Source organism: Methylocystis parvus OBBP (assembly GCF_027571405.1).
Taxonomy (GTDB): Bacteria; Pseudomonadota; Alphaproteobacteria; order Rhizobiales; family Beijerinckiaceae; genus Methylocystis; species Methylocystis parva.
In genome coordinates this window covers 551,212-575,272 of record NZ_CP092968.1, presented here as the reverse complement: position 1 = coordinate 575,272, position 24,061 = coordinate 551,212, and the positions used below count along the sequence as shown (strand labels likewise).

The following is a 24,061-nucleotide window of genomic DNA, read 5'->3' as shown; positions in this document are numbered from 1 at the left end:
CAAGTCTGGCGTCCTGCGCGCCTTCATGCGAATGTCTTGTCAGTCCGGCGAGTTTTTAGCGTCGCGTTTTCCGAGAACCCCGGCGTTTCAGTCGACATAACGAGCCCCAATGCCTCCAATCGAACAATTGGCGGGCCGGCGCCCTTTTCAGGTCGCGCAGCCCGAGACGCCCGCCTATCGCACGCCGCCGCACAATATCGAGGCCGAGCAGGCGCTGCTCGGCGCCATTCTCGTCAATAACGACGCCTTCGACCGCGTTTCCGACTTTCTCAAGCCCGAGCATTTCTCGGAGGATCTGCACCGCCGCATTTTCGAGACGGCTTCACAGCTCATCCGCGCGGGCAAGCTCGCCACCGTCGTCACGCTCAAGACCTTTCTCGCCGATATCGAGCTGCCGGCGGGCGTGACGATTCAAGCCTATCTCGCGCGTCTCGGGGCGGAAGCGACCACCATCATCAACGCCGAAGATTACGGCCGCATCATTCACGATCTGGCTGTACGGCGCGATCTGATCACTATCGGCGAGGACATCGTCAACACGGCTTTCGACTCGCCCGTCGACGCCAGTCCGCGCACGCAGATCGAGGAGGCGGAGCGCAAGCTCTATTCGATTGCGGAGACCGGCCGCTACGAAGGCGGCTTTCAGAAGTTTTCCGACGCGCTCACCGTCGCCATCGACATGGCCTCCAGCGCCTATATGCGCGACGGCCATCTCTCCGGCGTCTCGACGGGTCTGGTCGATCTCGACGAGAAAATGGGCGGGCTGCAGAAATCCGACCTCATCATCGTCGCCGGCCGCCCCGGCATGGGCAAGACGGCGCTCGCGACCAATATCGCCTTCAATATCGCCAGGGCCTATCAATACGAGGTCGAGCCCGACGGATCGCACAAGACGATCAATGGCGGCATTGTCGGCTTCTTCTCGCTCGAAATGTCAGCCGAACAATTGGCGACGCGCGTGATCGCCGAACAATCCGGCGTGCCGAGCTACAAGATCAGACGTGGCGATCTCGGTCAGGACGATTTCGAGCGCATCGTGCAGGCGTCGCGCGAGATGCAGAGCATTCCGTTCTTCATCGACCAGAGCGGCGGCATTTCGATCGCGCAGCTCGTGGCGCGCGCGCGCCGCCTGAAGCGCCAGAAGGGACTCGATCTGCTCGTCGTCGACTATTTGCAGCTGCTTTCCGGTTCGAAATCGCGCGGCGACAATCGCGTGCAGGAGCTCACGGAGATCACGACCGGCCTGAAGGCGCTGGCCAAGGAGCTCAATGCGCCCGTCATCGCGCTTTCGCAGCTCTCGCGTCAGGTGGAGTCGCGCGACGACAAGCGGCCCCAGCTTTCCGACCTGCGCGAGTCCGGCTCGATCGAACAGGACGCCGACGTCGTGATCTTCGTCTATCGCGAAGAGTATTATCTGAAGTTCCGCGAGCCGCGCGAGGGCACGGAAGAGCACATCAAATGGATGTCCGACATGGAGGCCGCGCACGGCCGCGCCGAGGTGATCATCGGCAAGCAGCGCCACGGCCCCACCGGCACGGTGCCGCTCGCCTTCGAAGCTGAGGTGACGCGCTTCTCGAATCTGGCGGAAGAGGACAAGCTCCCGACGGTGAGGTGACCGGGTTGCCCGATACGGCAAAATGCCGTATATAGGCGAGCATGGTCAAGAACGACACGGCCCGATTAGAAGCCCGGCTTCCGGCAAGCGTCTATGCGACGCTTAAAAAGGCTGCTGAACTCAAAGGCAGGACGCTCACTGATTTTGTTGTGAGCGCTGCCCATGAGGCCGCGCGTAAGGCAATTGAAGAAGAGGAAATTATCCGGCTTTCGGCAGAGGATCAGCGTCGGTTCGCGTTGGCGTTGATCGATCCGCCCGAGCCAAATGAAACCCTAAAGCGCGCCAGCTCCGCGTATCGGAAAAGCGTTGAAACACGGTGACGCGTGACGCGCTTCTATTCGGTGGAGTTAGATAATCGAGACCGCGGGAGTTTCGTCTGCGGGAACGACAAAATCGACCATTATTTCCAGTGCGTAATCAAACAGGACGTCAAACGCGACTATGCCGCCTGTTATGTCTTGGTCGAACGAGAGAGCGAGCGCTTGGCGGGTTTCTATACATTGTCGTCGAGCGGCGTACCCCTGACCGAATTGCCGCCGGAGTTGGTGCGGAAGTTACCTCGCTATCCCTCCGTTCCGGCCGTGTTGATCGGCTGGCTGGCGCGAGACCGCTCCTTTGCGGGCGAAGGCGTCGGGACCTTGTTGCTTTACGACGCTTTTACTCGACTCAGCCGTTCCCCCGTGGGGGCATATGCTGTTTTCGTCGACGCGATCGACGAAAAGGCGATCGCCTTCTATCGATCTTTCGGGTTCATATCTTTTTCAAACAGGAGTTCGAGCCTCTTTCTACCGCTCGCAACAATTCGGTCGTTAGTAGCTGAAAGCTGACCTCGCCGCGTCGCGGCGAGGTCGACGCATCGATAGCTAATCCCGCGCCGCCACGGTCCAAGCCTGTTTCGAGCGGTCGAAACGGAACCCCGGCGCGGTGCGGAGTTGGTCCTTGGTTGCGTTCATCGTCAGCCACCAGCGGTTCTCGCGCTGGGACGGTTGCACGGCGTCGAAAGCTACGGCCACGTCTTTCTCGCCCATGCCGAGGAAGCCGCCGACGGAGATGATCACGGCCTGCACCCTGCCCTCGCGGTCGAGCAGCATGTCCTTGATCTCGCCGATCTTGTTCTCCTGCTGATCATAGACGTTCCGATCGTACCAGTTGGAGACGGCGGTCGCATGCGTCGGCAGCGTCGTCATTATCTGGACCGCCGGACCCGCCATTCCGCCCGTCGACTCGCGCTGGCCGAGGGTTTGCGAGCCGGACCTGCCGCCCATCGTTCCGCCCGCGCCGCGCTCTGTGCCCATGGTCGACTGGGCGTAAACAACGCCCGCCCCCGCCGTGGCCAGCGCGGCCGCGAACATCATCGCTTTCAACATGTGCGTTACTCCGTCGTCGCAAGCGCGCATCGCGAGCGCGAGGAATCGCGCTCGTTGGATAAAACCGCGCTTTTTTCGAGGCTCGAGATCACGTGAGCGCATCGCTTCACGTGCCTTTACAACAGACTTGCCCGGACGTTGTTCCTAGCTTGGCCGACGATTGGACGAGCCCAGAGTCCTGAAATTCGCTTTGTCGAATTCGCAATCACACAAATAAAAACGGCGCCCGAAGGCGCCGTTTTTTCCTTCGCCGGGCTGCTCAGCCGACGATCTCATTGCCCGCGAAGAACTGCGCGATCTCGATCGCGGCGGTTTCGGGAGCGTCCGAGCCGTGCACCGAATTCTCGCCGACCGAAAGCGCATGCTCCTTGCGGATCGTGCCCGGCGCGGCGTTGGCGGGGTTGGTGGCGCCCATTGCTTCGCGATATTTCGCGATGGCGTTCTCGCCCTCGAGCACCTGCACGACGACCGGCTCGGAGATCATGAAATCGACGAGCTCGCCGAAGAAGGGGCGCTCCTTATGCACGGCGTAGAAGGTCTCGGCCTGCTCGCGGGTCATGCGGATGCGTTTTTGCGCGACGATGCGCAGGCCCGCGCCCTCGATGATCGAATTGATCTTGCCGGTGAGGTTGCGCTTGGTCGCGTCGGGCTTGATGATGGAAAAGGTGCGTTCGATCGCCATGAGAGCGCATCGCCTCGTATGTTGGAGTACTGGAATTCCATAGTTTGGAGCGCGCTTCCCGCGAAAAACCGGGGACCACTTTTTCGCGCGCGCTCCAGACGGTAAGCGCCGCGCTTATACCGGCGGCGCCGCGCAGCGGCAAGCCTGCGGCTTCTATCGATACGCGGCCGCGATCGCCATGAAATCCTTGGCCGTGAGGCTCGCGCCGCCGACAAGCGCGCCGTCGACATTGGCGACGCTCATCAATTCGCGCGCATTGGCCGGCTTGACCGACCCGCCATAGAGGATGCGCACGGTCCGCCCTTTTCCGCCGCCGAGCCGCGCCTCGATCCTTTCGCGCGCGAAAGCGTGCATGTCGGCGATGTCGGCGAGCGTGGGGGTCAGCCCCGTGCCGATCGCCCAGACCGGTTCATAGGCGACGACGATCGTCCCTGGCGCATCGGCGGGCAGCGAGCCCTCGATCTGCCGGCCGACAATTGCAAGCGCTTCCCCCGCCTCGCGTTCCGTCCGCGTCTCGCCGACGCAGATGATCGGCGTCAGCCCGGCGCGGAGCGCCGCCGCTGCCTTGGCTTCGACGGCCGCGTCGGTTTCGCCATGGTCGGCCCGTCGCTCGCTATGGCCGACGATGACATAGGAGGCGCCGACGTCCTTCAGCATCTCCGCAGAAATATCGCCGGTATGCGCGCCCGAAGCGTCGGCATGGCAATCCTGCGCGCCGAGCCCGACGCCGCCCTGCGTGGCGACGTCGAGCGCAAGGCCGATCAAGGTCGTGGGCGGGCAGAGGATCAGTTCGACTCTTGTCTTGAGATAGACGTCATAGGCCGTCCCCATCGCCGCGATTTCGGCGAGGGAGGCCATGAGCCCGTTCATTTTCCAGTTTCCGGCGACGAGCGGGCGGCGGGTCATGCGCTGGGAATCCTTCGATCTGAAAGACTTTACCTAGCAGAAGCTGACGGACTCGCAATGCGGCGGGCCGGCGCAGCGTCATTGGATCGTCGTATTTATTTCTATATATCCAGAAATATGGAAACTGAAGCCGCCCTCGCCTGCCTCGCCGCGCTGTCGCAACAAACGCGGCTGGAGGCTTTCCGCCAGCTCGTGCGCGCCGAGCCCCAGGGCCTCGCCGCGGGCGAACTCGCGCGCAAGCTGAGCGTGCCGCAAAACACCCTGTCGACGCATCTCAACGTCCTGTCCAACGCCAGCCTCGTCGCGAGCGCGCGTAAGGGGCGCAGCGTGATCTATCGCGCGGATCTCACAAGACTGAGTGCGCTCCTTCGCTTCCTCGTCGAGGATTGCTGCGGCGGTCGTCCCGACGCTTGCGAGCCGATCGTCGCCGAGCTGGCTCCTTGCTGTCCACAGACTTCAACATCCGAGTGATCGCCAACCGGAAGAAACGCCATGAAGCGCCTGCATGTCCATTTGTCCGTTGAGGACCTCGCCCAATCGATCCGCTTCTACAGCGCGCTCTTTGGAACGGCGCCTTCCGTGTCCAAAGGAGACTACGCCAAATGGATGCTGGAAGATCCCCACGTCAATTTTGCGATTTCGGCGCGCGGCAAAAAGCCCGGCCTCGATCATCTCGGCATTCAAGTCGAGACGTCGAACGAGCTGACGGACGCTTATGGCCGTCTGCGACAGGCCGAACGGCCTGTTCTCGAGGAAGGCGAGACGACTTGTTGTTACGCCAAGTCTGAAAAAGCCTGGACGACCGACCCGCAGGGGCTCCTTTGGGAAACGTTTCTGACCACGGGAGAGAGCACAGTCTATGGCGACGATGCGGCGCTCGGCGCCGCGACCGAGGGCGGGAGCGCCTGTTGCACGCCATCGACGCCGCAAGGGGCTTGCCGCCCGCCTAAGCCGGAACGCTCCGCGGGCGACTCCTGCTGCGGCCCCAAGGAGATTGCGTGATGTCGGACCGCATCTACAACGTCCTCTTCCTCTGTACCGGCAATACGGCGCGCTCGATCCTCGCGGAAGGCATCCTGCGTAAGGACGGCGCGGGGCGCTTTAACGCCTTTTCAGCGGGAAGCCAGCCCAAGGGCGCCGTAAACCCATATGCGCTGAAGACCCTTGAAGCCTACGACTATCCGACGGACGGCTTTCGCTCGAAGAGCTGGGACGAGTTCGCGGGCCCGGACGCGCCCAAAATGGATTTCGTTTTCACCGTTTGCGACAACGCGGCGGGCGAAGCCTGCCCGATCTGGCCGGGCCAGCCGATGACGGCGCATTGGGGCATAGACGACCCAGCCGCCGTCGAGGGTTCGGACATGGAGAAGCAGAAGGCGTTCAATCTCGCCTTCCGCTTCATGAAGAACCGCATATCCCTGTTGCTGGCGACGCCGATCGCCCGCCTCGACAGGCTGGCTCTCAGCCAGAGGCTTCGAGAAATCGGCGCGGCTGAAGGCGCCTCGATCCCCCATAAGGCGGAGGCGCGAACGTGACGATCACCATCTATCACAACCCCGCCTGCGGCACGTCGCGCAACACGCTCGCGATGATCCGCCAGAGCGGCGAAGAGCCGGTCGTGATCGAATATCTGAAAGCCCCGCCGACCCGCGCGCGACTCGTCGAGCTGCTCGCGGCGATGGGCATGTCGGCGCGCGACCTGCTGCGCCGGAAGGGGACGCCTATGACGAGCTGGGCCTTTCCGATTCAAAGTGGACCGAAGACGACCTCATCGACTTCATGATGGATCACCCGATTCTCATCAATCGGCCCATTGTCGTGACGCCGAAGGGCGCGCGACTCTGCCGCCCGTCCGAGACCGTGCTCGAAATCCTCCCCAATCCAGACATTGGCGCTTTCACAAAGGAAGACGGCGAAATTATCCCCGCCGCCGCTCCGGACCGCGTCTGAAATAAAGCGAGAAGCCGAGAAGGAGTTGTCGGCATGACTGAAGCGACCATGGTTTCGACTGCATCCAGCGTTGACGGCGCGCCCGCCATGACCGTCTTCGAACGCTACCTCACCCTCTGGGTTGCTCTTTGCATCGTCGTCGGCGTGGCGCTCGGCCATTTTCTGCCGGGCGTCTTCCATATCATCGGCGCGACGGAGATCGCGAAAGTGAATCTTCCGGTCGCGGCCTTGATCTGGCTGATGATCGTGCCGATGCTGATGAAGATCGACTTCGCGGCGCTGAAGGAGGTTTCGCGCCATTGGCGCGGCATCGGCGTGACGCTTTTCGTCAACTGGGCGGTCAAGCCCTTCTCCATGGCGCTGCTCGGCTGGATTTTCATCGGCCATCTGTTCCGGCCCTATTTGCCGGCCGAACAGATCGACTCCTACATAGCCGGACTCATCCTGCTCGCCGCGGCCCCCTGCACCGCCATGGTCTTCGTTTGGTCGAGCCTCACCAAAGGCGAGCCGCATTTCACCTTGAGCCAGGTTGCGCTCAACGACGCCATCATGATCGTCGCCTTCGCGCCGATCGTCGGCCTGCTGCTCGGCCTTTCATCGATCAGCGCGCCTTGGGACACGCTGTTTTTCTCGGTCGCGCTTTATATCATCGTGCCGGTGATCGTGGCGCAGATCGCCCGGAGGAGCTTTCTGACGTCGGGCGGCGAAGCGCGGCTTGCGGCGACGCTCGCGAAGATCGGACCGATCTCGCTTGTGGCTTTGCTTGCGACCCTGGTGCTGCTCTTTGGCTTTCAGGGCGGGCAGATCATTCGTCAGCCGGCCATTATCGCCATGCTCGCCGTTCCGATCCTCATCCAGGTCTATTTCAATTCGGCGCTCGCCTATGCGCTGAACCGCGTTGCGGGAGAAGAGCATTGCGTGGCTGGCCCGTCGGCTTTGATCGGCGCCAGCAACTTTTTCGAATTGGCGGTCGCGGCCGCGATCAGCCTCTTCGGCTTCGAGTCCGGCGCGGCGCTCGCCACCGTCGTCGGCGTGCTGATCGAAGTGCCGGTCATGCTCACCGTCTGTTCGGCGGTCAACCGAAGCAAAGGCTGGTACGAAAGCGGCGCGACGCGCGAACGCGCATTCGCGCCGTCCGACCAGACCTGACGCCGGCTACTCGCTGCAGAGCCGGTAGCCGAGGCTCCCAAGCTGAGCGCCGGAAAGCTTGAGCAGCGGGCCCGGCACCATGCCGCGCGAATTGCGGACGTGATTGAGGAAGATGCGGCGCAGCGACGGCTTGTAAGCCGAGGCGAAGACCGCCGTCATCTGCCGGTCGATGACGCCGCTGGTCGGGCCGCCGACCCAGGGCGCGTGGAAGCCGAACACGGCGCCCGGCGATACGCAAGACTGGGGCGCCGCGAGATAGAGCGTGCAGGAGGAGTCGCATTCGACCGGTCCGATGCGGACGGGTTCGCCGCGCGCCTGCGCCCGGGCGACACGCCCGATATAGGGCTCGACGCGGCCGCCATAGTCGTGATTGACCACGTCGAAAGCACTGGCGGGCGCAGAATAGAGTACAAGCGTCATCATTCCTGCAAGACCATAAGATCGCAGCATGGCTGTTCCTTTTGAGGCGCTTGGACGTTGCGTTCTATCGCCGCATTTTACTTAAAAGCCCCGCGGGCCAAGCGCGCGCCCCGGGAGCCGTTGCTCGGGCGCATGGCCCTGTCAGCTTCAACGTCTCAATCGTTACGCGAGGGCTCGCTGGCCTGCAAGTAGGCGCTTGAATTTGAACAAGGTTTTGACCAAAAAATCTTCAATCGCGGTCTTGAAATGGGCAGAGCGCGCCCTTACGGAGGCAGGAATGCGGCGCAAAAGCGAAAATGCGCGGTAAAGCTTCAGGCGCCGGCCGCCGGGAAGCCCGAGCGGCCGGCGATCTACATCTCGCGACTCAGCCGCGCTTGCGCTTCTTTTCCAAATCCAGCGTGAGCGACTTGCCGACGATATGCTCGCTGCGGCCGATGACGTGAGCGCTCGCGCCGACGATCAGCGGGTCGGGCCCGCGCACGACGCTATGGTCCTTGTTGGGATATTCGAGGCTCGAGAGAAAGTGCTGCATGCAGTTGAGCCGCGCGCGCTTCTTGTCGTCGGATTTGATCACGACCCAAGGCGCGTCCGCCGTGTCGGTGAAGAAGAACATCGCCTCCTTCGCCTCGGTGTAGTCGTCCCACTTGTCCATGGAGGCGCGATCGATCGGCGAGAGCTTCCACTGCTTCAGCGGATCGGTCTCGCGCGCCTTGAAGCGGCGCATCTGCTCCTCGCGGGTGACCGAGAACCAGTATTTGTAGAGGCGCACGCCGGAGCTGACGAACATGCGTTCGAGGTCGGGGCATTGCCGCATGAAGTCGAGATATTCGTTCGGCGTGCAGAAATTCATCACGCGCTCGACGCCGGCGCGGTTGTACCAGGAGCGATCGAAAAACACGATCTCGCCGCCGGCGGGAAGATGCTCGATATAGCGCTGGAAATACCACTGCTTGCGTTCGCGCTCGGAGGGCTTCTCGAGAGCGACGACGCGCGCGCCGCGCGGATTGAGATGCTCCATATAGCGCTTGATCGTGCCGCCCTTGCCGGCCGCGTCGCGCCCCTCGAAGATCATGACGATGCGCTGCTCGGTCTCCTTGGCCCAGTTCTGCGCCTTGAGGAGTTCGACCTGCAGCGCCGCCATATGGTCGAGATAGACCTTGTTGGACAGGCGCGTCTTATAGGGGAACTCCCCCGTCTCGAAAGCGTGGCGGATCGCCTCCGAATCGGCGCGCAGGCGGCGCACGTCCTCGCGATGGGGAGCCGGCTCGGCGAAGGCTTTGGCCGCGGGCGAAGCGGCTTCCTCCGCTTCGACGGCGCCCGCTCCCAGTTTCTCCAAAGCGTCGACCGCCGCTGCGCTGATCTCGTTCTTCGTCTCGTCCATTCCAATTCCTTCGGGCGAAAAGCGCGCGCCGGAACCGGCGGCCCCGCCGCCCCCGCGCGTGAAACTCCAAGATTGCGCCGAGAAGACCGAGCCTGGCAACGTCGCATATCGACGCGCCGCAAAGCTTGTGCGCGCGGCTCATTGCCACGGCACGCGCCCCTCCCTATAGTCCGCCGCCAAAACAGGGGCGGACCGCCCATAAAAACACAGGGAACCGGAAATCATGCTCGAGGGCCTGCGCGTCGCATCGCAGAACTGGATCGGCCGCACCATCATGGCGGTTGTGATGGGCGTCATCGTGGTCAGTTTCGCGATCTGGGGCGTCGGCGACGTCTTCCGCGGCATGACCTCCCAGCGCCTCGCCAAGGTCGGCTCCGGCGAGGTCACCGTCGAGCAGTTCAGAACCGCGTTCCAGGACGATCTGCGCCGCATCCAGCAGCGCCTGCGCCGCGCCGTCACGGCGGAGGAGGCGCACAAGGCCGGGATGGACCTTCAGGTCCTCGAGCGCCTGATCACCGACGTCTCTCTGGACCAGAAGGCCCGCCAGCTCGGCCTCGCCCAGAGCGACGAGGCGACCCAGCGCATGATCGCCAATGAAAAGGCCTTCCAGACCGCCGGGAAGTTCGACGCCGAGAAGTTCAAGGCCATCGCTCGCGACGCGGGCTTCACCGAGCGCAGCTTCCTCGCCGATCAGAAGACCGCCTATCTGCGCAAGACGCTGACGGACCTCGTCATCGCCGCCGTGGAGCCGCCCAAGCTGATGATCGAGGCGATCCACCGCTTCCGCAACGAAGCCCGCTCGGTCGACTATTTCGTGCTGCCGGTTTCGGCCGCCGGCGCCGCCGCGACGCCGTCGGACGAAGAGCTGAAGAAATATTTCGACGAGCGCGAGCAGACCTTCCGCGCCAAGGAATATCGCAAGCTCACCGTCCTCGAAGTCAGCCCCGCCTCCGTCGCCAAGCCGGCGGACGTCGCCGACGCCGAGGCGCGCAAGCTCTATGACGAGGTGAAGGCCAAGCGCTTCGGCGCGCCGGAGAAGCGCGAGGTGCGCCAGCTCGTCTTCAAGACCGACGCGGAAGCGCAGGCAGCCCTCGCCAAGCTGAAAGGCGGCGCGGATATCGACGCGCTGGCGGCCGAACTCAAGCGCAACCCGAAGGACGTCGACCTTGGCTTTGTCGAGCAGCGCGATTTCGGCGACGCCAAGGTCGGCGCCGCCGTTTTCGCCCTGCCGCAGCCCGGCGTGACGGAGCCTGTGACCACCGCCTTCGGCGCGGTGATTTCGGTCGTGAAGAAGATTTCGCCCGCCATCACCACCAAGACATACGAACAGGTCGCCGAGCAGCTCAAGGGCGAGGTCGCCCAGGGCAAGGCGGCCCCCGAAGTGCGCCGCCTGCACGAGGCGGTGGAGGACCAGCGCGCTTCCGGCAAGCCGCTCGCGGAAGCCGCCGCGGCCGTCGGCCTCAAGACCCGCGTGATCGACGCCGTCGACGACGCCGGCGCCGGCAAGGACGGCAAGGCTCTCGACGTTCCCGCCGGGGCCGATCTTCTGAAGGCCGCCTTCGCCTCCGATATCGGCGTGGACAATGAGACGGTGGCGACCCGCGACGGCGGCTATGTGTGGTTCGAGGTGAACGGCGTCGATCCCGCCCGCCAGAAAACCTTTGAGGAAGTGAAGGGCGCCGTCGCCGAAGCCATGCGCGCCGAAAACGCTCAGAAGGCGCTGGCGGCCAAGGCCGACGAGATCGCGGCGAAGATCAAGGGCGGCCAGTCGCTCGACGACGCCGCCAAGGCGCTGGGCCTCGAGGTGAAGCGCGCGACGGATGTGAAGCGCGCGCAACGTCCGGACTTTGCGACCAATACGATCGTGCAGTTCTTCGAGGTCGCGCCCGGAGGCTCCGGCTCGGTCTCGGTCGACGGCGGCAAGCTGATCTTCGTCGTGAAGGACGCGCAGACGCCGCCCTTCGATCCGAACTCGATCGAGTCGAGGACCATCGCCGAGCAGTTGAAGCCCGCTCTGCAGAACGATCTGCTCGAACAATATGTCGGCGGCCTCGAAAAGACGCTCAACGTCGAGATCAACGAAAAGGCGCTCCGCCAGGCGACAGGAGGGGAAAAGGAACAGTGACCGGCGCCATGTTCGAGCCTGACTTCGGGGCCTTCGGCGCCGATTACGAGGCCGGTCGGCCGAGTCTCGTCGTCACGCGCCTCGTCGGCGATCTGGAGACGCCCGTTTCGGCCTATCTGAAACTGTCGCGCGATCGCGACGGCGCCGCCTTCCTGCTCGAATCGGTGGAGGGCGGCGCGGCGCGCGGCCGCTACTCCATGATCGGCCTCGATCCGGACGTGATTTTCCGCGCGCTTGGCGACAAAGCGGAGATCAATCGCGACGCGCTCGCCGATAAAAACGCCTTCGCTCCCTGCGAGGCGCCGCCGCTCGTCGCTCTGCGCCAGCTCATCGCCGAGTCGGCCGTGCCGACGTCGTCCACGCAACTGCCGCCGATGGCGGCCGGCGTCTTCGGCTATCTGGGCTACGACATGGTGCGCCAGATGGAGCGTCTGGCGCCCGCCAAGGAAGACAAGATCGGCGCGCCCGACGCGCTGATGCTGCGCCCGACCGTGATGGTCGTCTTCGACACGGTGAAGGACGAAATCTCCATCGTGACGCCGGTGCGCCCCAAGCCGGGCGTCGCAGCGAAGGCGGCCTATGAAGCGGCGCTGACGCGCCTCGACCGCATCGTCGCGACGCTGGAGGCGCCGCTCGACCATCGCGACGCCGGCTGCGATCCGCAACTGCTCGCGGAGCCGCCCGTCTCCAACACGCCGGAGCCGCGCTTTCTGGAAATGGTCGAGCGCGCCAAGGAATATATCCGCGCGGGCGACATCTTCCAGGTCGTGCTGTCGCAGCGCTTCAGCGCGCCCTTCGCTCTGCCCGCCTTCGCGCTCTATCGCGCGCTGCGCCGCGTGAATCCCGCGCCGTTTCTCTGCTTCCTCGACTTCGGCGACTTTCAGATCGTCTGTTCGAGTCCGGAAATTCTCGTGCGCGCCGCCGAAGGCAAGGTGACGATCCGCCCGATCGCGGGCACGCGCTGGCGCGGCGCCGACAAGGCGGCGGACGAGCGCCTCGCCGCGGAGCTTCTCGCCGACGAAAAGGAGCGCGCCGAACATCTGATGCTGCTCGATCTCGGCCGCAACGACGTCGGCCGCGTCGCCAGGACGGGCACGGTGCGCGTCACCGACAGCTTCACGATCGAGCGCTACAGCCATGTGATGCATATCGTCTCGAATGTGGAAGGCGAGCTGGACGAAACGCGCTTCGACTGCATCGACGCGCTTTCCGCGGGCTTTCCCGCGGGCACCGTCTCGGGCGCGCCCAAAGTGCGCGCGATGGAGATCATTGACGAGCTGGAGACCGACAAGCGCGGCATCTATGGCGGCTGCATCGGCTATTTCGGCTCCGGCGGGCAGATGGACACCTGCATCGTGCTGCGCACGGCGATCGTGAAGGATGGCAGAATGCATGTGCAGGCGGGGGCCGGCGTCGTCTATGACAGCGAGCCGGCCTATGAGAATCGCGAATGCGTGAACAAATCGATGGCGCTTTTCCGCGCCGCCGAGGAAGCCGTTCGCTTCGCGACGAGAAAGAGGGGCGAATAGCGAGTAGCGAGTAGCGAATAGGAATTCTATTCGCCATTCGCCATTCGCCATTCGCGAAAACGTCAATGGCCGACCCCACAATATACGACGACGGCGACGATCCTTACCGACCGATCCGCGTCGGCGATCCCGGGCCCGCGGGCGAAGCGGCGAAATGGGGCATGCTGCTTTCGCGCTTCATGCGCATCGTCGCCCTGTTCTGGCTCGTGCAGGGCATGATGCATTGGCGCATCGTCCTGACGGCCCCGCAATCGATCTTCGACACGATGCCGCAAAATGCGGCCTTCGCGATCGTGTTTTTCGCCGTTCTGGATCTTGTCGCTGGCGTCGGCCTCTGGCTTGCGACGCCATGGGGCGGAGTGCTGTGGCTGCTCATCGCCAGCGCGCAAATTTTCCTCACCCTGAGCATGCCGGGCTTCTTTATCGGCGGCTACTGGCTCATCGGCGTCAACGCCATGCTTATTCTGATGTATTTCGCGCTGACATTCGAGGCCGGCCGCGATTCCGACGCTCAGCGCCTGCGGGAGCGCAGGCGCCGCAAAGCGGAGGCGCGCGCCTCGACGCGACCGGAAGGTTAGTTCGCCGGCCGCGCGCGCCCTGCATCTTTCCCTTACGCCGAAGCCGCGCCGGTGTGGATGATCGTCCCGACATGCTCGCCGCGCAAGGCGGCGGTAAGGCGGCCGGGAACCAGCCCGTTGACGATCTGCACATGCTCGAGATGGCGCGCCGTCGCCATGACCTCGACGAGCGCGCGGTCGAATGGCAGCGTGCCGTCGCTCTTTGCGAGGTCAGCGGCGCTCGTCTCGCGGAGCAGTTGCGCCTTGTCCCCGTCGGGGCCGTTGGGATCGGCCGTATACAGCCCGTCGACATCCTCGACGATCGTCAGGCCCGCGGCGCCGAGCGCGTCGGCCACGAGAAACGCGCCCGTATCGGCCCGGTGAGGCGGAATGCGCGAGGTTGGAAACTCGTGATGATGGTAGGGCGGAAAGGCGCTGCCGACGACCGCCCGGGCGGCGGAAAGGTGGATGGAGAGCTGGCTCGCGATAGTCGGGTGCTCGACATAGGAGACGCCCTCCGGCGCAAGCAGCGACGCGAGGATATGCCCATTCTGACCGGCCTCGCTCGCTGCAAGCGGCGCCAGCGATCCGACGGGCAGGCCAAGATCGAGGCCGACGCCATAAAGATGGCGCGCGCGGACGCCGGCTCCCGTCAATATGAGCATGCGATGCTCGGGCAAAAGCTTCCGTAATTCCTCCACGATCGGGATAATCGCATCGGCGCCGCGGTCCATGATGGAGCGCCCGCCGATCTTGACGACCTGCAGCCAGGGCAGAAGGCGGATCGGCCGCCGGCCGGCGACCGGACGCGTGAGATCGCGGTCGAGAAGGGTCTGACGCGCGAGCGGCGACGCGACGTGTTTGATGTCGTTGGCGGTGTCGGACATAGGGGCCTCAGCTCGCGGTAATGATGGTGCCGACATGTTCGCCCGCCAGCGCGCGGGTGAGATTGCCGGGGACGAGACCATTGACGACCTGCGCCTCGCGGACGTGACGCGCCGCCTTCAGCAGGTCCAAAAGCGGAAACTCCAGGATAGAGTCGTGCAGTCCCTGCGCCTTCATCTCGTCGACGGAAATCTTCGGAATGAATTTGGCGTCCTTCGAGGTTTTGGGATTCGCGGTGTAGAGGCCATCCTCGTCCTTCACAAAGATCATCGCCTTACAGCCGAACTGCTCGGCGAGAAGGAAACATCCGGCGTCGGTGCGGTAAGGCGGAATGACCCCTTCGGCCGCCGGCCGCATCCAAAGATTGTAAGGCGGCATGCCGCTGAAGACGACGGCGTTGACCTCGGCGAGATAGAGCGGCACGGCGGAAAGCCCCGCGCCTTCGACCGCCGAAATGCCGTGTTTTGCGAGAAGCTGTCCCAGCATCGCGGCGTTCTGGTCCGCGACCGAGGCGCCGAGCTGCGAGAGCACGCCCGCCGGCAGGCCGAGCCCGGCCGCGATGGAATAAAGGTGCCGCGCCCGCGTGCCCGCGCCGGTGCCAATCAGAAGCTTGTGCGCTTTGCGCGCCTCGACAATCTCATCGACGAGCGGGTACACGGCCGCGCGGCCGCGATCGATGACGCTCTGTCCGCCGATCTTGATCACTGTCGCGTCCGGGAGAATGCGGAAGTCCGCCGAGGACTCCGCCGCAGCCAGAAGCTGAGCGTCGGTCAGCGACCGCTGCATCAGGAGCGCTTCGAGCTCCGCCGTCGAATGGTCCATCGCAAGCCTTCCGCCGTTGCCGTTCATCTTCTGAGATTCGCTACAGCTTAGACGAGCGGCTCGCAAGATGCGAAAATACGCTTCCTTCGCGCGCCCGGAAGGACGTGCGCAAGGAAAGAACGTCGCAGAACACATTAAGTTGCAACTTGCTCTCGCGCCCTTGCGCTACGAGGCGACCGCGTAGCGCTCGAGAAGCGCGTCGCGCGCCTCTGCGATGCGGCGGTAATCTTCGTCGCTGCCGCCAACATCCGGATGAGCGCTTTTGGCCAGCCGCCGGAAAGCGGCGTTGATCTGCGTCGCTTCGAGGGCTCCCTCGATCGGCAGATCCAGCGTCTTGCGGTGGTCGAGATCATCGCCGCCAGCCTCCACGCGAAGCAGAAAGGCTCTACGCTTCGCGCGCGCTTCAAGGCGCAGTTCGACCTGATCTTCCCGCCACCGGCGGCGCGACATGACAAGGCACTCGCCAAAGGCGACGCGGCCTTGCGTCTCCAGTTCATCGAGACTGAAAGGGCCGACGACGCCGTAGGGCGCCGCCAGACAGGCGCTGCGGCCGCTCGCGCCGCGCTCGATATGGCCGATCGTCGCCATATCGAGAACGCCCATCGAGCCGTTCCAGACGACCCATTGTTCCTTATCCGTCATGCAGCGGATCTTCACGCAAGCGCGGACCCCGCGCCTGCGCCCTTTTTGTCGGAAAGCCTTCGCCGTCGCGACGCCTTCCCGCCCGCATGCAGTTTCAGCGCCAGAGAGTCAGGGCGGATCGAGCCAGACGCGGCAAAGCGCTTTCCGCGCCGGGACGACAATGGCCTTTGGCAATTCCGCCCCTGCGCCGCAGCGCCCGAGCGACTGCGCATTCTCCAGATCGATGGAGACGAATTTTCCGAGCGTTATCTTCACCCGGTCAGGCGCTTGCGGATTGAAGGGGGCGGCGTTGTCGATGAGCGTCGCGCCGCCCTCCTCCGACCATTTGCTCTCCTTGTCGCCGCGCGAAACGTCGATCATGCAGGAATAGCCGGGGGCTCCCGGCCGTCCGCACCAGAAGACCTCGATCTGGACATTCGTTACGGCGCCGTCGACAAGCGTGACCGCCGCCTCCCCGGAAGCGCAGCGTTTCTTCGCCTCGAATTCACATTTGCGCGTTTCGCGGTTCTCGGCGTGCGCAAGCGTCACGGACGCGGGCGCGAAAAACATCGTCGATGCGAGCAGGATGGCGAGGAAGCTTTTGTTCATGACAAAATCTCGGATAAAGGCCTCTATGCGGTCGCCCGTTCGCGGATCGAAGAGAGCGATTCATCCACGATCAGCTCGCCATTGCGATAGACCGGACGCAGCAAATTCGCGCCGCCGTCGAGCGGCTGGAAGCGCGCGGAATCCACCGCGACCGTCCGGTATTGGCCATCATTGACGAGCCCGAGCAGACCCCGCTTCGAGCGCTTGCCGTGATCGGTGACGGGGTCCTTGTAGACGTCCCGCCAGACGCCGCCGATCTCCGCCGCGCTGGCCTTGTAGGCGAATTTCTGCGTGTCGCGGTCGAGCCGCTGCAGCAGCGCGCCGCCCATGCCGAAGGCGACATTCTCGGCGCTGAAGCCGTCGCGCACGACGCGCGCCAGCATGGCCTTGATGCTTTCCGGATTGACGCCGTCGCCCTGGATGACGCGGACGTTGCGGAGCACCTTGTAGCCCTTGGAGTTCACGTCGAAGCCGAAGCGCCCCGCGAGCAGCTCCAGCGTCTTGGCGACGATCGTCTCCGGATCGCCGCTGTCGGGACGCACGACAAGCGTCGCGCCGCTTTCGACGACCTTCTCGCGCAACGTCTCGCCCCACAGCTTTTCGACGGCCGCGAAAATGTCGTAGCTGTCGGAGACGCAGGCGAAGATTTTCCCCGGCTTGCCGAACTGCGCGACCATATTGGCGTAAGCGTCGACCTCGCCTTCGCGGCCCCAAGCCGTGATCGTGCTGTGCTCGGCGGCGGGAATGGAGAAGCCCGCCAGAGGCTCGTGGTAGAAATCGCGCGCCGCGAGCAGCGCCGCGAACGTATCGGTTCCCTTGAAGCTGACGAGATGCGCGAGCCCGCCAAGCGCGGCGCTCTCATAGCTCGACACGCCGCGCGCGCCGAAGTCATGGAGCTTGAACGGCAGCTCCGCTTCCGGATTGTCGGCGGTCTTTTCCAGCGCTTCCTTGATCGATTCGCGCACATGCCAGCTGATCGTCGCGACCGTCACCGGATACCAGACGCGCAACAACGCGGTCTCGACGTAAGAGGTGAGCCAGAAGAAATCCGGGTCCGTGTTGACGACGCTCATCATGGCGTTGCGCACGGGGATGACGCTGCCTTCCGGCGCCGCGCGGATGTCGAGCGGCATGTAGCCGCCATGCTTGTCGATGAGCTTCGCCCAGCCCGCCTCGTTGAACGGCGCGCCATGAGGCGCGAGCAGATCGCGCGCTTCCTCGATGTGCGCGCGCGTGACCGGCGTCAGAAACTCCTGTTTCAGGATCGCCTGAAGTCCGAAGAAAAGCGTGCGATCCCAAACGCCGCCACGGCTTTCGACATAGGAGAAGACGCGCGTCGTTCCCGGCGGGTACTGGAGGTAATGGCTGGTCTTGTAGCTGTCGGTGTTGAGGATTGGATTGACGGAGAACATGGCGAAACTCCTTCGCGCTGAAGCCCGCTTCGGGGTCTCTCCCCTCGGGGCGAATTGGAATTCAGTTCATTTCACGGACTTGCAGATGCAGGATGTGCGGCAGGATACGTAAGCGGCGCCTGCCGTCTTTGCGAACCGAAGGCGAAGCAATCCAGAGCGGCGGCGGCTATGCTGGACCGCTTCGCTCCTCGTCATGACGGCGCGCCATCACCACCCTGCCCCAAGAAAATGTTCGAGGATGAAAAAATGATCCTCGAACAGACTCGCGCGCATGTTCTGCACTTCCGAGATCGGAATCCACCTTGCGCGCGCCGCATCGTCAGCGCCGCGCACGGGCGGAAGCTCGCCCGACGGAAATTCGAAATAGAATGCATGCGTGACGGTGCGCCCACGCAGCGAACGGCCGGGATGGTCGAACACGGCTTCGCCGCGCAGATTGCCCCGCAGCACGGGGATCGGAATTTTCAGCCGCGTTTCCTCGCGCAATTCACGCAGGGCGGCGTCTCGCAACGTTTCGTCCTGAGCGACGAATCCGCCGGGCAAAGCCCAAAGCCCCTTCCCCGGCTGCGCCTTGCGCTTGACGAGCAGCACATGCCCGGAATGCGCGACCACCGCGTCGACCGTCACGAAGATCGGCGCGTAAGGCGCATCGGCCCAAGCGGCGCGATAGCTTTCGACATGACGAAATTCCTCGAGCGTCTGCCGATAGGCTTCCGTTTTGCGGAAGGCGTCGATGATCTCGAACACCGGCCGCGGCACATTGGCTTCGATGAGACGTAGCGCGCCCGCTTCTTCCGAATAGAGATGCCGACGTAGTTCGGTGGCGGAGAGCAGCGGCACGCTCGCGGCGTCAACGAGCTCCCACTGCGGAAACGCCTTCAGATAATAGCTCGAAGCGTCCTTGCTGAAGCCGAACAGCGCGATCGTATTTGCGTCGCCGGCGACGCTCGCGACGAGCGACTGCGCTTCCGCAAGCCAGGCATTATCGTTGTAGAGATGATCGCGCAGCGGCAGCGTCGCAACGCGCTTTGCGTCCGCGCCCAGCGCCGCCTCGATCATCACGACGCGCTCCGCATATGTCCACGGGTTTTTCGCCGTGCGCGGCGCCTCCGCCGACCCGACGAGCACCACGACGCGCTGCGAGAGCGCAAGCGCGCGTCGCAGAATGGCGAGATGTCCGAGATGGAAGGGTTCGAAACGGCCGATGAAGACCGCGAGGTCGTAGCGTGTCATGAGGCTCCCTCATGCGATGTCGGCGTCCGGTCCGCCCGGACGTTTCGGCGATCCGCCGATAATGCGCAGCTTAATGCGCCAGAAGTTTTCCACAAGGAGAAAGCGTCAGCTTCATTAACCGGGCTGACGGCGGCTCTTTAAATTCTTCGACAAATCGAAGCAAAAGCCGTGGAATCTTTAAGGCGGATTCAGCGTAAATCGATCATTGCAATTTATCGGATGTTCACCGAAACGGGGCAATCCTAGGTAAACGCCGGATTCAGGCTGTTATTTAAACTCAAGTTCATTCGGGTCGACTAATTTGAACCCATCAAGCGATCAATAGATGCGTAACGCATCAGACGATGGAGAAGAAGATGAGCGCCGTAACGAAGACAGCCCCCCAGCAGGCCCGCGTGGAGCGCATCGGCGAAATTCGCCCGGTCTATCTCGAGGCGCTGACCCTCGTCGAGCGTCTTCATCGTCGCCTTCTCGACGTCATCAAGGACGAGTTCGACCGCCGCGACCGCGGCGACGTGAATTCGGTGCAGGCCCTGCTGCTGTATAACATCGGCGACAAGGAGCTGACCGCGAGCGAGCTGCGCACCCGCGGCTATTATCTCGGCTCGAACGTCTCCTACAACGTCAAGAAGCTCGTCGAGATGGGCTACCTGCATCACGCCCGCTCGCGCCTCGACCGCCGCTCGGTCCGCATTTCGCTGACGCCGAAGGGCAAGGAGATTCACGACATCGTCGCGCAGCTCTACGACAAGCACGCCACGACCATCGAGCATATTGGCGGCGTCTCCTGCGACGAGTTCAAGAACCTCAACCAGTCGCTGACGCGTCTGGAGCGCTTCTGGACCGACCAGATCCGCTATCGCCTCTGATCCGCTCCTCCCCTTCTTCTATCGCAGACTTCGCCGGCGGCGGCCTTCGGGCGCTCGCCGGCGCTTTTGATTAATATCAGTTAATTCTGCTAAGCTCCCGACCGCGGCGAATTGCGAGCAGGTCGGGGAAGGCTCTATGTGCTGGAATTTGCCAGTTTCCGTAGGCATGGCCGCAATTGGCGGCGGGGCCTCGGCGGTTGCGCGCCGAAGAGGCGCCCCCACCGCGGTCTGGATCGCCCTCGCCTTTTTCGCCGCGATGGAAGCCTTGCAGGCGGCGGGCTATCTCGTCATCAACGCCTGCGGAACGCCCGCCAATCGGGCGATCACATTCCTGTCCTTCCTGCACATCGCGATCCAGCCCATCTTCATCAACGCCATCTCGCTGGAGCTGATCCCGCCCGAGATTCGCAACCGCATCCGGTCCTATGTCTATTTCATCTGCGGCGCCTGCACTGTCCTTACGCTCGCGCAACTGCTGCCGCTGGACTGGGCCGGCGACTGTCGCATCCCCGAAACCATGTGCGCCCGGACGCTCTGCACGCGCTCGGGCGACTGGCACGTCGCCTGGGACATTCCGCTCAACGGCCTTGGAACCTGGATCGACAATTTCATCGGCGCCAATTGGGGCCTGCCTTTCTATATGCTCGCGGTCTTCGTCGCGCCGATCATTTATGGTTCATGGCGATTCGCCATCTTCCACTTGCTGCTCGGCCCGGTCTTCGCCAATGCGCTGACGACCCAGAACAACGAAGTCCCGGCGATCTGGTGCCTCTTTTCCGTCGGCATCGTCGGCCTGGCCTTTTTCCCGCCAATGCTGGACTGGTTCAGGGTGAGGAGCTGGCCCCTTTGGCCGCGCGGTTGGACCGGCGCCGGCGTCCCGGCATAGTTCAGCCCCCGATGCGCTCTGGCCTAACCCGACCGGAGCGCCTATTTTTCGAAAGAATTAACCCACGCTCGGGGGCTCCATGCGCTGGTCCTTCACGCTCGGCACGTTCAAAGGAACCGCCGTCCGGATCCATCTCACGCTCTTGCTTTTCCTCGCCTGGATCGGGATGGCCGCATTCCAGCGCGGCGGCGCCGAGGCGGCTGGGGAGAGCGTGCTGTTCATCTCCGCCATTTTTCTTTGCGTCGTGCTGCATGAATTCGGGCACATACTGACCGCCCGCCAATTCGGCATCGTCTCGCCCGAGGTCACGCTGCTGCCTATCGGCGGCGTGGCGGACATGGAGTCCATGCCGCAAAAGCCCTATCAGGAGCTTCTGATCGCGGTCGCCGGACCGGCCGTCAACATTGTCATCGCCGGCTTACTCATCCTGGTCGCGGGGGCGTTCAATTTTGGCGACGCCGCGCATATCAGCGATCCGTCCATCAGCATTTTCGAGCGGCTCGCGGCGACCAACGTCTTTCTCGCCGTCTTCAACCTGATCCCGGCTTTCCCGATGGATGGCGGCCGCGTCCTGCGCGCGGCGCTCGCAATGTGGCTCGGTCAGGGCAAGGCGACCCGCATCGCCGCCAATATCGGCCAGGGATTCGCCTTCCTTCTCGGCTTCGCCGGTCTCTTCGGCCATCCCATGCTGCTCTTCATCGCCATCTTCGTCTATATGGCGGCGGCGGGCGAGGCGCAGATGACGACCATGGCCGAGGCGGCGCGCGGCCTGCCCGCCATCGACGCGATGGAGCACCGCATCGCGACGCTCAATCGCGGCTCCACCGTCGGCGAAGCGGTCGACATTCTGCTCGCGACCTCGCAGGACGATTTTCCCGTGGTGGACGGCGCCGGCCGGCCCGCAGGCCTTCTGTCACGGGCGGAGATCGTCGAGGCGCTGCGCGTCTCCGACGCGAGCGCGCCCGTCGCTCCCTTCGCCAGGAAACAGATCGCGACCATCGGCGCGCATGAAACGATCGACGCCGCCTTGCCGATCCTCAATGGCGGCGACCCCGTCGGGGTGGTGGACGCTGAAGGCAAGCTCGCAGGGCTGCTGACGCGGCAGTCGCTCGCGGAGATCATGATGATCCGCGACGCGCGGCCGGATTGGCGCTTTCCGAGGCGGGAGATCGCGTCCTGAGCGGGCCGGTTGCCTAACTCCCCCACCCGTCCTATTGAAAAATCAACGTCACGCCGCGCGCCGCGCTCTGGAAAGCACATGTCCAACGTTACGCTGATCGACAATTACGACAGCTTCACCTTCAATCTGGTCCATTATTTCGGCCAGCTCGGGGCGAATGTCACCGTGCATCGCAACGATGCGGTTTCGGTCGCCGACGTGCTGGCCGAGGCGCCGGACGCCATCGTGCTTTCGCCCGGCCCCTGCACGCCCCATGAGGCCGGCATCTGCATGGACCTGATCAAGGCCGCCTCGGCCAGCATCCCGATTTTCGGCGTCTGCCTCGGCCATCAGTCGATCGGCGAGGTTTTCGGCGGCGACGTCATCCGCGCGCCGCTGCCGATTCACGGCAAGATGGCGACGATCCTCCACAAGGGAGACGCGGTGTTTCGCGGGATCGACGGCCCCTTCCAGGCGACGCGCTACCATTCGCTCGTCGTCAAGCGCGAGACCCTGCCCTCCTGCCTGCGCATCACCGCGGAAACGCCCGACGGGCTGATCATGGCGCTCTCGCACAACGAACTGCCGACCCATGGCGTGCAGTTCCACCCCGAGAGCATCACCTCGCAGCACGGCCACAAAATCCTGCAGAATTTCCTGGAACTCGCGGCCGAGTGGAATCAGGGGCCGCGCGCCGGGAAGAAGGCGGCTTAAGCCTCGTCTCAATCCTCGCCCGCCGATGCGGGAGACGGACAGGCAGGGGAAGGACCGGCGGGCGAACCCTCGATGCAAGACTTCAAACCCTATATCGCCACTCTCGCCGAAGGCCATCCGCTGGCGCGCGAAGAAGCGCGCGCGGCCTTCTCGCTGATCTTCGACGGCGCAGCGACGCCGGCTCAGCTCGGGGCCTTTCTCCTGGGCCTGCGCATGCGCGGCGAGACGGTCGACGAAATCATCGGCGCGGCGGAGGCGATGCGCGCCGCAATGACGCCCGTTTCAGCCCCCGCCGACGCGATCGACATTGTCGGCACCGGCGGCGACGGCGCCGGCACCTACAACATCTCCACTCTCGCGGCGCTCATCGCCGCCGCCGCCGGCGCCACCGTCGCCAAACATGGCGGCAAAGCCTCGTCTTCGCGCTCGGGCGCTTCGGACGTGCTCGGCGAACTCTGCGTCAAGGTCGGGATTTCGTCCGCCGCCGCCGCCGCCTGCCTGCAAAACGCCGGCATCTGCTTCATGGCCGGGCCGACCCACCATCCGGCGCTGCGCCACGCCGCGCCGGTGCGCGCGGAGCTGGGGGTGCGGACGATTTTCAATCTGCTCGGCCCACTCTGCAACCCCGCGCGCGTCGAGCGCCAGATCTTCGGCGTCTATGCGCGCGACTGGCTCGAGCCGCTGGCGAGAGTGCTGCGGGAGCTCGGCTCCAAACGCGTCTGGCTGCTCCATGGCGCCGACGGCCTCGACGAGGCGACGACGACCGGGATCACCCATGTCGTGGCGCTGGAGGACGGGACCATACGCGACTTCGACATCGCGCCCGAAGACGCCGGCCTCCCGCGCGCGACTGCGCAACAGCTCGTCGGCGGCGACCCGGCGCATAACGCCAAGGCGCTCCGCGCCGTGCTGGCCGGCGAAAAAAACGCCTATCGCGACATCGCCGTCCTCAATGCGGGAATCGCCCTCGTCGTCGCCGGGCGCGCGGCCGATTTGCGCGAGGGCGCCCGCCTCGCCGAGCGGGCTCTCGACACGGGCGCGGCGGCGGAGAAACTGGAGGCGCTCGTGCGGCATTCGAATGCGGAAATGTGAGAGTCGCCGCGACCTCATGCGGGATAGGCTTGCGGCTTCCAATCCGCTATTCAATTAGCTGAATCATTGGCGGCGCGC

The 24,061-nt window shown here is 64.1% G+C and carries 26 protein-coding genes and 1 pseudogene; 16 read left to right on the top strand and 11 right to left on the bottom strand.

Features of this window, described 5'->3' with window-relative positions; translation table 11 throughout:
* The first annotated feature begins 109 nt into the window (after window positions 1–109).
* Genes MMG94_RS02795 through MMG94_RS02785 form a run of 3 tightly spaced genes read left to right on the top strand, consistent with a single transcriptional unit; the run spans window position 110 to window position 2,442 of the window.
* Window positions 110–1,615, top strand: coding sequence for a replicative DNA helicase (locus MMG94_RS02795; protein ID WP_016921019.1), 1,506 nt, complete (start codon window positions 110–112; stop codon window positions 1,613–1,615).
* Window positions 1,616–1,656: 41 nt separating this feature from the next.
* Window positions 1,657–1,935, top strand: coding sequence for a type II toxin-antitoxin system TacA family antitoxin (locus MMG94_RS02790; protein ID WP_016921018.1), 279 nt, complete (start codon window positions 1,657–1,659; stop codon window positions 1,933–1,935).
* A gap of 3 nt (window positions 1,936–1,938) precedes the next feature.
* On the top strand, window positions 1,939–2,442 hold the full coding sequence (locus MMG94_RS02785) for a GNAT family N-acetyltransferase (RefSeq protein WP_016921017.1): 504 nt from the start codon (window positions 1,939–1,941) through the stop codon (window positions 2,440–2,442).
* 36 nt (window positions 2,443–2,478) lie between these two features.
* Here the strand turns inward: MMG94_RS02785 and MMG94_RS02780 are convergent, their stop codons facing one another.
* From MMG94_RS02780 to tpiA, 3 genes are all read right to left on the bottom strand, one after another.
* Complete coding sequence (locus tag MMG94_RS02780; protein ID WP_016921016.1) at window positions 2,479–2,982, bottom strand: PRC-barrel domain-containing protein; 504 nt, start codon at window positions 2,980–2,982, stop codon at window positions 2,479–2,481.
* Between the two features lie 259 nt (window positions 2,983–3,241).
* Window positions 3,242–3,664, bottom strand: a complete 423-nt coding sequence (gene ndk / locus MMG94_RS02775) for a nucleoside-diphosphate kinase (RefSeq protein ID WP_016921014.1) — start codon at window positions 3,662–3,664, stop codon at window positions 3,242–3,244.
* Window positions 3,665–3,817: 153 nt separating this feature from the next.
* Window positions 3,818–4,570, bottom strand: coding sequence for a triose-phosphate isomerase (tpiA, locus tag MMG94_RS02770; protein ID WP_016921013.1), 753 nt, complete (start codon window positions 4,568–4,570; stop codon window positions 3,818–3,820).
* A gap of 117 nt (window positions 4,571–4,687) precedes the next feature.
* Here tpiA and MMG94_RS02765 point away from each other — a divergent pair, with 117 nt between their 5' ends.
* From MMG94_RS02765 to arsB, 5 genes and pseudogenes are all read left to right on the top strand, one after another.
* Entirely contained in the window at window positions 4,688–5,041 is a 354-nt protein-coding gene (locus MMG94_RS02765; RefSeq protein ID WP_040579409.1) for an ArsR/SmtB family transcription factor, read from the top strand.
* Between the two features lie 21 nt (window positions 5,042–5,062).
* Window positions 5,063–5,572, top strand: coding sequence for an ArsI/CadI family heavy metal resistance metalloenzyme (locus MMG94_RS02760; protein WP_016921011.1), 510 nt, complete (start codon window positions 5,063–5,065; stop codon window positions 5,570–5,572).
* Entirely contained in the window at window positions 5,572–6,105 is a 534-nt protein-coding gene (locus MMG94_RS02755; protein ID WP_016921010.1) for an arsenate reductase ArsC, read from the top strand. Before MMG94_RS02760 ends, MMG94_RS02755 begins: the two co-directional genes overlap by 1 nt.
* Window positions 6,102–6,520 (top strand): annotated as a pseudogene (arsC, locus tag MMG94_RS02750) (arsenate reductase (glutaredoxin)). Before MMG94_RS02755 ends, arsC begins: the two are co-directional and overlap by 4 nt.
* Before the next feature lie 87 nt (window positions 6,521–6,607).
* Window positions 6,608–7,669, top strand: a complete 1,062-nt coding sequence (arsB, locus tag MMG94_RS02745) for an ACR3 family arsenite efflux transporter (protein WP_020372466.1) — start codon at window positions 6,608–6,610, stop codon at window positions 7,667–7,669.
* A 6-nt stretch (window positions 7,670–7,675) separates the two neighbouring features.
* Here arsB and MMG94_RS02740 read toward each other — a convergent pair whose 3' ends face one another.
* Both MMG94_RS02740 and ppk2 read right to left on the bottom strand, forming a co-directional pair.
* Window positions 7,676–8,119 (bottom strand): hypothetical protein, encoded by a 444-nt coding sequence (locus MMG94_RS02740; RefSeq protein WP_026016404.1) that lies wholly within the window; start codon window positions 8,117–8,119, stop codon window positions 7,676–7,678.
* Between the two features lie 334 nt (window positions 8,120–8,453).
* Window positions 8,454–9,470 (bottom strand): polyphosphate kinase 2, encoded by a 1,017-nt coding sequence (gene ppk2 / locus MMG94_RS02735; protein WP_040579408.1) that lies wholly within the window; start codon window positions 9,468–9,470, stop codon window positions 8,454–8,456.
* Window positions 9,471–9,693: 223 nt separating this feature from the next.
* On the opposite strand from ppk2, the gene MMG94_RS02730 reads away from it, so the two are divergent.
* From MMG94_RS02730 to MMG94_RS02720, 3 genes are all read left to right on the top strand, one after another.
* Entirely contained in the window at window positions 9,694–11,595 is a 1,902-nt protein-coding gene (locus MMG94_RS02730; protein WP_016921004.1) for a SurA N-terminal domain-containing protein, read from the top strand.
* 8 nt (window positions 11,596–11,603) lie between these two features.
* A complete protein-coding gene (gene trpE, locus MMG94_RS02725; RefSeq protein WP_016921003.1) occupies window positions 11,604–13,124 on the top strand; it encodes an anthranilate synthase component I in 1,521 nt (506 codons plus the stop codon).
* A 65-nt stretch (window positions 13,125–13,189) separates the two neighbouring features.
* Window positions 13,190–13,702, top strand: a complete 513-nt coding sequence (locus MMG94_RS02720; RefSeq protein ID WP_016921002.1) for a DUF6163 family protein — start codon at window positions 13,190–13,192, stop codon at window positions 13,700–13,702.
* 32 nt (window positions 13,703–13,734) lie between these two features.
* On the opposite strand, the gene MMG94_RS02715 is transcribed toward MMG94_RS02720, so the two are convergent.
* From MMG94_RS02715 to MMG94_RS02690, 6 genes are all read right to left on the bottom strand, one after another.
* On the bottom strand, window positions 13,735–14,568 hold the full coding sequence (locus MMG94_RS02715; RefSeq protein WP_016921001.1) for an amino acid kinase family protein: 834 nt from the start codon (window positions 14,566–14,568) through the stop codon (window positions 13,735–13,737).
* Window positions 14,569–14,575: 7 nt separating this feature from the next.
* Window positions 14,576–15,388: an amino acid kinase family protein gene (locus tag MMG94_RS02710; RefSeq protein ID WP_026016403.1), complete on the bottom strand. Its 813-nt coding sequence runs from the start codon at window positions 15,386–15,388 to the stop codon at window positions 14,576–14,578.
* A 165-nt stretch (window positions 15,389–15,553) separates the two neighbouring features.
* On the bottom strand, window positions 15,554–16,030 hold the full coding sequence (locus MMG94_RS02705; protein ID WP_016920999.1) for a J domain-containing protein: 477 nt from the start codon (window positions 16,028–16,030) through the stop codon (window positions 15,554–15,556).
* A 108-nt stretch (window positions 16,031–16,138) separates the two neighbouring features.
* Window positions 16,139–16,618 carry a hypothetical protein gene (locus MMG94_RS02700; protein ID WP_016920998.1) on the bottom strand — a complete coding sequence of 160 codons (480 nt, stop codon included), beginning with the start codon at window positions 16,616–16,618 and terminating at the stop codon, window positions 16,139–16,141.
* Between the two features lie 23 nt (window positions 16,619–16,641).
* Entirely contained in the window at window positions 16,642–18,030 is a 1,389-nt protein-coding gene (locus MMG94_RS02695) for a nicotinate phosphoribosyltransferase (protein ID WP_016920997.1), read from the bottom strand.
* A 207-nt stretch (window positions 18,031–18,237) separates the two neighbouring features.
* Window positions 18,238–19,263: a bifunctional nicotinamide-nucleotide adenylyltransferase/Nudix hydroxylase gene (locus tag MMG94_RS02690; protein ID WP_016920996.1), complete on the bottom strand. Its 1,026-nt coding sequence runs from the start codon at window positions 19,261–19,263 to the stop codon at window positions 18,238–18,240.
* Between the two features lie 356 nt (window positions 19,264–19,619).
* Here MMG94_RS02690 and ldtR point away from each other — a divergent pair, with 356 nt between their 5' ends.
* The 5 genes from ldtR to trpD all read left to right on the top strand — a co-directional run bounded on the left by ldtR (window position 19,620) and on the right by trpD (window position 23,983).
* Window positions 19,620–20,132, top strand: a complete 513-nt coding sequence (gene ldtR / locus MMG94_RS02685) for a transcriptional regulator LdtR (RefSeq protein WP_026016402.1) — start codon at window positions 19,620–19,622, stop codon at window positions 20,130–20,132.
* Window positions 20,133–20,268: 136 nt separating this feature from the next.
* The gene (locus MMG94_RS02680; RefSeq protein WP_193787610.1) at window positions 20,269–21,018 is read left to right on the top strand and encodes a DUF5765 domain-containing protein; all 750 of its coding nucleotides are present in this window, start codon (window positions 20,269–20,271) and stop codon (window positions 21,016–21,018) included.
* Between the two features lie 79 nt (window positions 21,019–21,097).
* Window positions 21,098–22,198, top strand: a complete 1,101-nt coding sequence (locus tag MMG94_RS02675) for a site-2 protease family protein (RefSeq protein WP_016920993.1) — start codon at window positions 21,098–21,100, stop codon at window positions 22,196–22,198.
* A gap of 78 nt (window positions 22,199–22,276) precedes the next feature.
* Complete coding sequence (locus MMG94_RS02670) at window positions 22,277–22,891, top strand: anthranilate synthase component II (RefSeq protein ID WP_016920992.1); 615 nt, start codon at window positions 22,277–22,279, stop codon at window positions 22,889–22,891.
* 72 nt (window positions 22,892–22,963) lie between these two features.
* Window positions 22,964–23,983, top strand: coding sequence for an anthranilate phosphoribosyltransferase (trpD, locus tag MMG94_RS02665; protein ID WP_016920991.1), 1,020 nt, complete (start codon window positions 22,964–22,966; stop codon window positions 23,981–23,983).
* The last annotated feature ends 78 nt before the right edge of the window (window positions 23,984–24,061 follow it).